The organism is Bacillus sp. FSL R7-0646 (assembly GCF_037969865.1).
Taxonomy (GTDB): Bacteria; Bacillota; Bacilli; order Bacillales; family Bacillaceae; genus Bacillus; species Bacillus licheniformis.
This window is the reverse complement of the sequence record NZ_CP150217.1, coordinates 601,141-612,500: the sequence shown is the minus strand read 5'-3', so window position 1 is coordinate 612,500 and position 11,360 is coordinate 601,141. Positions and strand designations below refer to the sequence as shown.

The 11,360-nt window shown below is 45.9% G+C and carries 3 protein-coding genes, 2 tRNA genes and 1 rRNA gene; all 6 read right to left on the bottom strand.

The features are described from left to right. Nucleotides 1-15: 15 nt before the first annotated feature. Nucleotides 16-1,565: ribosomal RNA gene (locus MKY62_RS03060) — 16S ribosomal RNA — on the bottom strand. Between the two features lie 157 nt (nt 1,566-1,722). Further along, a tRNA-Gly gene (locus MKY62_RS03055) sits at nt 1,723-1,796 on the bottom strand. A gap of 12 nt (nt 1,797-1,808) precedes the next feature. Next, nucleotides 1,809-1,885: transfer RNA gene (locus MKY62_RS03050), tRNA-Arg, on the bottom strand. A 597-nt stretch (nt 1,886-2,482) separates the two neighbouring features. Next, entirely contained in the window at nt 2,483-3,904 is a 1,422-nt protein-coding gene (locus MKY62_RS03045) for a sugar porter family MFS transporter (RefSeq protein ID WP_003179221.1), read from the bottom strand. 575 nt (nt 3,905-4,479) lie between these two features. Beyond that, nucleotides 4,480-5,112, bottom strand: coding sequence for a class A sortase (locus tag MKY62_RS03040; protein WP_003179219.1), 633 nt, complete (start codon nt 5,110-5,112; stop codon nt 4,480-4,482). A gap of 66 nt (nt 5,113-5,178) precedes the next feature. Beyond that, a complete protein-coding gene (locus tag MKY62_RS03035; protein WP_011197585.1) occupies nt 5,179-11,106 on the bottom strand; it encodes a SpaA isopeptide-forming pilin-related protein in 5,928 nt (1,975 codons plus the stop codon). Between the last annotated feature and the right edge of the window lie 254 nt (nt 11,107-11,360).

Here is an 11,360-nt window from a genome sequence, read left to right as displayed (position 1 = left end):
GTATAATATCCTTAGAAAGGAGGTGATCCAGCCGCACCTTCCGATACGGCTACCTTGTTACGACTTCACCCCAATCATCTGTCCCACCTTCGGCGGCTGGCTCCAAAAGGTTACCTCACCGACTTCGGGTGTTACAAACTCTCGTGGTGTGACGGGCGGTGTGTACAAGGCCCGGGAACGTATTCACCGCGGCATGCTGATCCGCGATTACTAGCGATTCCAGCTTCACGCAGTCGAGTTGCAGACTGCGATCCGAACTGAGAACAGATTTGTGGGATTGGCTTAGCCTCGCGGCTTCGCTGCCCTTTGTTCTGCCCATTGTAGCACGTGTGTAGCCCAGGTCATAAGGGGCATGATGATTTGACGTCATCCCCACCTTCCTCCGGTTTGTCACCGGCAGTCACCTTAGAGTGCCCAACTGAATGCTGGCAACTAAGATCAAGGGTTGCGCTCGTTGCGGGACTTAACCCAACATCTCACGACACGAGCTGACGACAACCATGCACCACCTGTCACTCTGCCCCCGAAGGGGAAGCCCTATCTCTAGGGTTGTCAGAGGATGTCAAGACCTGGTAAGGTTCTTCGCGTTGCTTCGAATTAAACCACATGCTCCACCGCTTGTGCGGGCCCCCGTCAATTCCTTTGAGTTTCAGTCTTGCGACCGTACTCCCCAGGCGGAGTGCTTAATGCGTTTGCTGCAGCACTAAAGGGCGGAAACCCTCTAACACTTAGCACTCATCGTTTACGGCGTGGACTACCAGGGTATCTAATCCTGTTCGCTCCCCACGCTTTCGCGCCTCAGCGTCAGTTACAGACCAGAGAGTCGCCTTCGCCACTGGTGTTCCTCCACATCTCTACGCATTTCACCGCTACACGTGGAATTCCACTCTCCTCTTCTGCACTCAAGTTCCCCAGTTTCCAATGACCCTCCCCGGTTGAGCCGGGGGCTTTCACATCAGACTTAAGAAACCGCCTGCGCGCGCTTTACGCCCAATAATTCCGGACAACGCTTGCCACCTACGTATTACCGCGGCTGCTGGCACGTAGTTAGCCGTGGCTTTCTGGTTAGGTACCGTCAAGGTGCCGCCCTATTCGAACGGTACTTGTTCTTCCCTAACAACAGAGTTTTACGATCCGAAAACCTTCATCACTCACGCGGCGTTGCTCCGTCAGACTTTCGTCCATTGCGGAAGATTCCCTACTGCTGCCTCCCGTAGGAGTCTGGGCCGTGTCTCAGTCCCAGTGTGGCCGATCACCCTCTCAGGTCGGCTACGCATCGTCGCCTTGGTGAGCCGTTACCTCACCAACTAGCTAATGCGCCGCGGGTCCATCTGTAAGTGGTAGCTAAAAGCCACCTTTTATGATTGAACCATGCGGTTCAATCAAGCATCCGGTATTAGCCCCGGTTTCCCGGAGTTATCCCAGTCTTACAGGCAGGTTACCCACGTGTTACTCACCCGTCCGCCGCTGACCTAAGGGAGCAAGCTCCCGTCGGTCCGCTCGACTTGCATGTATTAGGCACGCCGCCAGCGTTCGTCCTGAGCCAGGATCAAACTCTCCATGAAATAATGGAGCGCAGATTAAGTTCGTCACATCCTGTGACAACATCTGCATGACCTGCATCGTGCAGGCCCCTGACTACGCACATTCGCATGTACGATTTATTTAATGAATTAACAGGTACGTTTTGTCTTGTTTAGTTTTCAAAGATCATTCTAAAAATGGAGCGGGTGATGAGAATCGAACTCACGACATCAGCTTGGAAGGCTGAGGTTTTACCACTAAACTACACCCGCATCGCGAATATATGGCGCGCCCGAGAGGAGTCGAACCCCTAACCTTTTGATCCGTAGTCAAACGCTCTATCCAATTGAGCTACGGGCGCTTCATCAGGCGACTTAACTATAATACTATGAATATCAGTTAAAGTCAAGAAGTTTTTTGAAGTTTTTCTGCCGAATGAATGAAGTCTTTTTTGTTTCGACTTTATCCATTATACACATTTTAAGATTTTTGTACACCCTTTAAATGATGAATATAATATCTGTATTTAAAAGCTGTAACTTCGTTGTCTCAGCGACGAATAATAATATATCATGCATCCAACTGATCCGTCAACACTTTTTTCATTTTTTATACCCCTGAAAAAATAATGCTTACAGCCATTCATAATAAATGACGCTTTACTTGCCTTTTCATCTTATGTGATGTTTTATTGAATGTTCCCCAACTTCATTACAATATATACTGAACCGAACTATAAACCATTAACCTCGACAGCACTTTTGCACGGTCATTTAATGAAGCTTTTATTCAAGATCTTCTTTTAGGATATCTAAGACGCCTCCGATACATACAAATATGCAGGCAGAAATCTTCGCTATAGGAAAATTTCCGCCTGCAAACTTCAAATGCTTCATCTATATGCTCTTATGCTCTGCCGTTGAGACTCGACCTGCATGTCCCTCAACAATTCAAATGGTCACCCGCTGATTTTAGCGCTTGCACCGCTTTGTGCTGTTTCCGATTTATAGTTGCGGAAATTATGCTCAAGCTGTTCAAGCGTGAGGCCTTTTGTTTCAGGAAGGAATTTTTTCACGAATGCAATGGAAAGAAGTCCAAGTCCGACAAAAATGTAGAATGTCGAGGACAGCCCAATCGATTCAAGCAGTATCGGAAACGAGAATCCGACAAAGAAATTGGCGATCCACAAACAAAACACGGTGACGCCCATCCCGAGGCCGCGTACGCGAAGCGGGAATATTTCAGAAAGCATGAGCCATGTTACAGGAGAAATGGCGCCTTGTTGGAATGCAAGGAAGGTTACAGTCAGCGTAAGTACGACATAAGGAAGAGCAGCTGAACCTTGAAGGACGTTTGAGAAGATGCCGATAAGCAGCAAAGCTGATGTCGTTCCTATTAAACCGGTCAACAGCATCGGTCTGCGTCCCACTTTTCCTAAAAGCCAAATCCCCACGAACGTCGCCAATACTGAAATGACACCGTTTGCAATATTGCCGATGAGTGCAGCTTTAGTTTCAAACCCGGCATTTTTAAGAATTTCTGTTCCGTAATACATAATAGAGTTTACACCGGTAATCTGCTGAACGACAGCGATACCGATTCCAAGAAATACGATTCGGCGCACCCAAGGAACAGCCAGGTCCTTATAATTCGCTTTTTTCATTTCCGATTCTTTCATGACTGCAGCTTCGATTTCAGCAACTTCCGAATGCGCCCTTTTTTCCTTGCGGATTCTTTTCAGAACACCCAGCGCCGCTTCATTTTTCCCTTTAGAGACAAGCCATCGCGGACTTTCGGGCATTCTCAGCATACCAAAGAACAAGAATACAGCCGGGACTGCGGCAATGGCCAGCATGTAACGCCAAACATGTGAGGAATCGCCCATTGTGGTTCCGAGGATGGCATTGAAGGTAAATGCCAAAAGCTGTCCGGAGACAATCATTAATTCATTTTGGGTAACCATTCGTCCCCTTTTTTCTGAAGGAGACATTTCAGCCAAGTAAGTCGGGACTGTAACAGATGCTCCTCCTACGGCAACTCCGAGCAGGAACCGTGAGATAACCATAACCGTCACATCAGGCGCAAGCGTACATCCAAGCGTCGAGAAAAAGAAAAGTACAGCTAGAAAAATGATGTTCTTGCGGCGTCCGATATAATCGGATAGCCTTCCGCCGAACACCGCTCCCAATGCGGCTCCCAGGAGAAGCGAACTCGCGACCAATCCTTCTGTAAATGCTGTCAGGTTCAGCTGATCTCCTTCAGACATATAAGGCAAGGCTCCGTTGATTACTCCGGTATCATACCCGAATAGAAGCCCGCCGAACGTCGAGACTAAAATAATAGTACGCAAAAATGATTTCTGATTTCCCTGTTCATTCATATTGATTTCCCCCGCCTTTGTTTAAATGAAAATTGATTTATTTCCAAAGGTTTTCGAAACATCCTTAATAGTAGCTCATTTCTTTTTCCTAAAAGCTTCATATCTAACTTTTGAAAGTTTCGCCCCAAGCAACCCCTCCTTAACAGAAAATTAAAAATTTTATTTTGATGGAAGCTGAAGCCTCCTTGCAACCAATTACCCGCAACGGAATATTTTGGAATCGCTTTCATTTCTATTCCGTTTAAATAAATTGTTAGGTTATAGTTATGTTTTTGGTACATCTTTGTTAGGTCTGATATTATCATAATTTTAAAAGCGCTTTCAGTCAATATAAATTTCAGAAAACTTATCTATTTTCATTGAGTAAAATCGCCGCCAACCCCGGTATGAAAGAAAAATATCCAATCCGCATCGTTTCATTTTCTTTTTTTGTTATTTCTCATTACTTTTTTACTCTTGTCATTTCATAGTGATCTTTTTGTCATTTTTTTGTGATGTATAGAATTTTAGTCCCAATAAAAAAATACCAAGGGGCAATCCCTCAGTATTTTTGCCTGCCTGCAGCGGACATTCAATTATCTGTGTACAGCAACATGAATCAGCTTTCCTTTGACAGCAAGGCGTCCTTCGGTTCTCACAGCTTTGTCACATGTAATCAGTGTAATTTCCTTTTTTTTCGTCTCTTGAATCACATCTGTGTCCATTTCAGAAATGAATTGTTTCGACGTCACAGCGTATATATAGTCTTTTTTAAAGTCTGTGATTTTAACGGTATCTCCTTTTTCAATGTTGAGAAGGGGACCGAATAAGAGGCTCTCCCGCTTCATATGATGGCCTGCCAGCGGGTAGTTGCCTTCGCCCATTTTCTGATCGGGTCGCATTGTTGTCGCTCCGTAAAGAAGATTTTGATTGGTTGTGCCCTTCAATATCGGAAGCTTGAGATTGACGCTGCTTATGGTGATCCGGCCGATGACCGCTTTTGATTCACGATCGAGGCTGGCTTTTATTGTTTCCAAAATAGAAGGCGGCTGAATCGCCTCAAAATCAAATGAAGCCTTTTGTGCATTGTTTTGTTCCGCCTGTTCAGCAGTCAAATCAAAATTTTTATTCTTGTTGAGATTGATGATGATGCTTTCTTTAATGAAAGGAGACAAGACGAAGAGTATTCCTGATATGACAAGCACGGCAACGATCATTTTTTTATACATGCCTCACAGTCCTTTCTTTAAAAAAGCACCTGACCGGTTCAATGATCAGGTGCTTCAATGATTCGTTTACGCCTTTCTTTGTTTCTTTCTTGTGAAGAAAGCGAAGGCTCCTCCAGACAGAATCAGCAGGATGCCGATCATGATCGGAATGATGCTGTCTGTGTCACCGGTTTTCGGAAGCGTATCTTTCAAATGACCGTTGTCATTTGTTTTAGGATCTCCTTTCGAATTTCGGTCCGGTGTGCCTTTGTTATCTGTTTTAGGGTCTCCCGAATTCGGGTCCGGTGCGCCTTTATCAACAGCCGGCGTTTTCAGTTTTTCATTGGACGCGATCACCTCGACCGGTTTTGTCTGTCCTTTTTTAATTTCAAAAGGAATCGGTGTTTCATCCAGCTTGTAACCGTCAGGAGCCTTCGTTTCGACAAATTGATAGCGTCCAGGTGCCAATCCCTCCGCTGTGAACTGCCCGTTTTGGTCTGTAGTCCAGACTGCCGGCAGCTTTTTGCTGTTGCCTCCGGCTTTAACTGGCTTTCCATCGGCATCGAGCAGTTTGAATTCGGCTCCTTTTAAAACAGCCTTTTTATTGTTGCTGTCCACTTTCGTCAGTTTCACATCGCCAGGTGTCAATTGGTTCTCTGCAGTCAGTTCGATTTGCTTTGTATCAGTATTTTTGACTGTGAACGATATTGGCGTCTTATCCAATTGATAATGCTTAGGCGCTTTTGTTTCGACAAATTGGTAGTTACCGGGCTTAAGACCGTACACTGTGATCCGGCCGTCTGCGTCTGTTGCCAAACCGGTTTTCAGCACCTTGCCGGTTTCATCTGTCAAATCGAACTGCGCTCCCTGAAGTCCGGCGCTCTTGTCATCCTGGCCGACTTTTGTGAGCACAACGCTGTTTTTCTTGTTGAGAGCCGTCAGTTTAACCTGTTTCGGCTCACCTTCGTGTTTCCCGGTAATGGAAAATGGGATCGGATCTGTTGACAGCAGGTAGCCGTCAGGCGCATGTTTTTCAACAAATTGATAGCTTCCCGGCGCCAAATCGCCAGCCTCGATTTTGCCGCCTTCTTTAGAGATCAAATCGTCTTTGACCGTTTTGCCTTCGCTGTCAATGATTTTAAACACGGCTCCTTCTAATCCATTGCCGTCTTCATCTTTTTTCTCCAAGTAAACAGAACCTTTATAGTTAACGAATGTGCCCGCATCTACATGTTCAGGTTTTCCTTTAGCGGAATCCGGGATGACAAACTCGATTTTCCCGCTGTTCAATACAAATCCATCAGGCGCTTTCGTTTCTACGAAAGCATAGCGCCCAGGCGCCAGGCCTGAAGCCGTAACAGTTCCATTTCGATCTGAGACCAGTTCCTCCTGTACGGTATTCCCGATTTGATCTGCGATCTTAAAAACGGCTCCTTCAAGCTTGTGGCCTTTCGCATCTTCTTTTGTTAAATGAACCGAGCCTTTATAATTAACAGCGGCGCCTGCATCAACCGGCTCCGGTTTCCCTTCAGCTGAGCCCGGGATGGTGAATTCTATTTGATCGTTGTTTAACATAAAGCCCTCGGGCGCCTTCGTTTCCACGAAAGCATAGCGCCCAGGCGCCAGGCCTGAAACTGCGATTTTTCCGTCTTCATCGGAAGTGAGCTTTTCATGAACGGTTTTGCCTTCATGATCAACGATCTTAAACTCAGCGCCCTTCAGCGTACGGCCTTCCGCATCCTCTTTTGTCAAATAAACCGAACCTTTATAGTTGACGGCTTTGCCTGCGTCCACGGATTCCGGTTTTTCTTTTGCCGATTCAGATATGGTAAACTCGATTGCCTTGCTGTTTATCACATAGCCCTCGGGCGCTTTGGTTTCAACAAAGGCATAGCGGCCAGGCGCAAGGTCAGATACCGCGGTTTTCCCGTCTTGATCTGAGGTGAGCTTTTCATGAATGGTTTTGCCTTCATGATCAATGAGCTTGAATTCAGCCCCCTCTAATTGACGGCCTTCTGCATCTTCTTTCGTTAAATGTGCTCTGCCTTTATAGTTGATCAATGTTCCTAAATCAACGTCAGGTACTTGATTCTTATCATTCGTTTTGACGGAGAAGCCGAGTTCTTTTGTATTTAAGAGATAACCTTCAGGCGCTTTCGTTTCCAGCAAACGATAATCGCCGGGCGGCAAACCGTTGATCTCAACTTTTCCGTTTTTGTCGCTCTTAATATTTGTACGTATTGTCGTAAAGGCGCCATCGCCGGATTTTTTCTCCAGCTTGAACACGGCTCCTTCCAACGGATTCTTTTGTTCGTCTTGTTTGATAAGCGTCACCTTATTCTTCTCATTCACGACTTTGTAAAGCGCTCCGGCACTTGAAGAGCTGCTGTTAATCTCAACGGAGACCCCGTCTGCATAGGCGTCGCTGATCGTATATCCGTCAGGCGCCTTGATTTCTTTTAAAATGTAAGTGCCATAGCGAATATTGCCGAATGTCAGCTTGCCGTTGTCGTCAGTCGTTCCTGTCCGCAGGAGCTGCTCATTATCTTTTGTCCGCAATTGAAAATCTGCTCCGGAAAGCGGCGTCCCGTCTTCTCCCGTTTTAAGGATTGTCAGGCTTCCTCTTTCCCCTGAGCCTGAACCGCCGCCGCTTGAAACGGCAACAAAGACCGAGCTGTTGTTTTCCTGGGTCTGTTCCTGGACATTCGTTCCCGAAATCGACACTTTGTTGTTAACATGGCCGCTCGTGCCGGCAATATTGATCAATGATTGATATTGAATAACATAGGCGCGGTCGATTTTTTTGTAATCGCCTGTAAATTTCAGGACAAATGATTGTTCGCCGGTTGCATTGTCGGTCTTGATATCCAGTGTATAGTCCTCGCCTTTCTTAAGCTGAACATCATCCGGGACAAGATTTCCGCTGCTGTCTTTGACTGCACCTTTTTCATCATATTTAGCCTGATAAACTTTAAAAGAATCTTCAGCTAAAATTTGATTGGTATCCGGAGTATCGGTGACTTTTACATCTTCCAACACCGACTGGCTCGCGTTGACATTGATGCTCCAATCGACATAACCTCCGTTTTGTTTGCCTCCTTTGAAAACGAGGCTTCCTCCGTCTGCGACCGAAACGGATGCCGTCAACTCACGCTCTGAATATCCGGCATTATGGTACGTGGCCTTATTGGTGTAAGGATCGTGCTTAATGACCTGTCCTTTTAGCGATGTTTTAAATTCAATAAGATACGGGACGGAATCGTCCGTTTTCAAATGGACGGTCAAAGTTTGTTTATTGGCAGCCGACGGCTCTTCCACATCATATTGGGAGGCGGGCAGGATGTCTCCTTCTGTGATGGAACCGTCTTTATTAACTGAATAGCTCTTGACGACAACCGAGCCTTTTTCAAATTGCTGGTCATCTGCTAAAGAATCTTTAATATAAGGGTTTTTTGACGGCTCTCCATTATAGTTGATGCCGATTTTCCACGTGATTTCTTTTGAAACAGCGTTGTATAAGCCGTGTTTGAAGCCGTTGTGGGATGTCTGGCGATTCGGCGTAAAACTGCTCGCTTCCTTATTTTTGCGTTCAGTGCTGCTGTGATCAGTCCACGTTGATTCTGCCGTGTTTTTGACATTTTCGTTGGAAAAGTCGGCATTCATATTCGTGGTATACGTGATCTTAAGCTGGCTGTTCGTTGTCGCATAATCTCCGATGAGTTCCAGGAGAAAACCTTCATGATCCGGTTTTATTATCAATGTATAGTCTTTGCCTTCTTCAAGCGTTTTGTTATTCGTCACATCCTGAAGGCGGAATGATCCGTCGAGGAGCGTGAGCCCGCCGCTTTCGAAATTGTCATCCAACTTCCAATTGTTCATCGTGTAGTTGTTTTTGTTGATTGCGATCGTCCAATCGACCGTTTTCTTCTTGTAATCAATGTTTGAGTAGCCTTTTATCAAATTCTGCTGAACGGCTGTACCTGAAGCTTTCTTTGATTCTCCTGTTCCGGTCACTGCAGTGTTCGTATAGGTTGTTGATTTATCGATGATTACTCCGCTGTTGACCTCGGTTTGATACGTGATTTTGTAAGCTCCGGTAACATCTTGGTTAAATTTGATTTCAAACCCGCTTCCATTATCAGAGAGCGTATAATCCTTGCCTTCCGTTAGAGGCGTTCCAGCCTGCTCACTGCCGTTCTGATTGAAAGTAATCGGAATCACCTTTAAGGAATCTGAAACAAGATGCAAATCAGCGGAACCAAACGAGTCTGTTATGCTCGCTTTGGATTCGTCGATTTTTTTCTCTCCATAGTTATATAAAATCGTCCAGCTGAACGTCTGTGAATCGCTTTTATAACCTGTCGACGATTTTTCGATCATTTTCCCGTATTTGGCCGTGACAGAGGCCTCTGCAGAAGCCGGTTCCAGATTGTCTCCGCCGAACGTTGCCTTGTTCCTAAATGCAGCGTTTCCGCCTTCGTTCGGTTTTGCGGAGTCATCGATGTCCGTCACATAGATGAGGCGGTAAGCCGAATCTATCTCACCGTCGAATGTGACATTTCCATCTGCGTCTACGGTGTAGCCTGAAAGAACTTCATCTCCCCGGCTGACTGAACCATCTATGTTGACATCCAGCTGATAAACTTTGACAGAACGATAGGTCAGCCCCTCTGGAAAGTTCTGCAGCTTGGCATTTTTCACCTGATCCAATTTTTTGTTGAGGTCGACTGTCCATGTGACCTGCCCGGGGTTGATGCCTTTATCGAAAGTTCCTGATTTATCAATGGTTTTGCTTACTTTTGGTTTGAAATAAACCGTTACTTCCGGAGTGTCTGATTTCACCGGAAAAGGAATCTTTTGAGTCGTCGAGCCTTTTATTTTTTGTGCGTTGAACTGGGTGTTGACAAACAACGTCCCTTTGACATTCGAATCTTCTTTCACTTCGCCGTTAAACGTCATCACAACGTGGCCTTTTGTATCAATTGAAAAATAGCCGTACGTGATGCCGTCTGAGCTTAATGGCTGATTCGTAATGTCGTTGTACATGATAAAAGCTTCAGGCAGATCAAATTCATAGCGGTCGCCGTCGTTTATCGTCTTTCCGAGCTCATTCGGGATGTCCCAAGTAATTGAGATTTTCGCCGGAGAATTCGTGTCGGCTCGATTGCTTTTGTCATAAGGCTTTCCGTGCTCATCCGTCAGCGTCACGCCGGTTAAAATATTTTGGGTGATTTGATTGCCACCGGACGCAAGGCTTCCGGCTGCCGCCAGTCTGGAAGATGCCGCCGGTTTTGAATCGCTGTTCTCAGCGTCGGCAGCTTTTTTCTTCGTTTCCTCTTGGTCCTGTCCTCCTGAAGATTTTGATTGATCGTCTGACTGATCGTCCTCAGATGACGGAGGATCATTTTTCGCCGTTTCCGATTCGGAGCCTGTATTCACGGGTATGATCACTTGCTGTGTCTTGCCTGCTCCGAGTTGAAAGAGAGCTGTGACCGTTTTTGTATCGCTTTTCATATCTGCGGCAAACTTTGCTGACAGCGCAATGGCCCCTTTTGCTCCGGCAGAGCCCTCGGCAGGGCTTTTTAGAGTTACGGTAAAAATGTTGCTGTCCGCTTTCACTTGATAGCTGCCGATGATCTGCTGATCTGCCGATTTCACTTCTCCCTCGGCATCCTGAGCGAATTCGAAGCTTTTAGGTACCTCTACAGTGAAACTGTTTTCGGCGCCGGCTTCTTCATCGTTTTTTAACGACCACTCGTATGTGAGTGTCACTTTGTCTCCCGGCTTTAATGCTGGTTCGTCTCCCTTTGAGCCGTCAACCGTTTGATCTTCGCTGTTTTTGATTGTCACTGAATCAAAAAACACGCTGCCGCCTGTTGATGTGCCGGCAGCCACTGCCGTCAGCGTAAAGCCGACAACTTGACTGAAGATCAAATACAATGCCAGGCAAGTGACCAAAAATGATTTCAGCCCTCTTTTTTTGCTGAGGCTGAACGAATATTTTTTCGATCTCAAATTGTGATTCCTCCCCTTTTATAATGTTTTTGTGTACGGATCGATTGAGCCTGGAAATGGACGGCCTCCCTCCTGAAAAATTTTTTCTATTTGCAGAATGACAGGCTTTTAAAATCGTTGCTGTATGTTTAGCGGCGGTAGTCAAGATGTCGCGGGTATGAATTTTGCTTTATGTCAGCTGACATCATCCGAACCAAACTACATTGTATGGGATGGAACTATACAATTTCTGAACATCGAAATGTAAGCTGAAA

What these genes read in the sequence shown, in the direction of transcription:
- MKY62_RS03045 (WP_003179221.1), bottom strand. Translation starts at nt 3,904, where the DNA reads ATGAATGAACAGGGAAATCAGAAATCATTTTTGCGTACTATTATTTTA.
- MKY62_RS03040 (WP_003179219.1), bottom strand. Translation starts at nt 5,112, where the DNA reads ATGTATAAAAAAATGATCGTTGCCGTGCTTGTCATATCAGGAATACTC.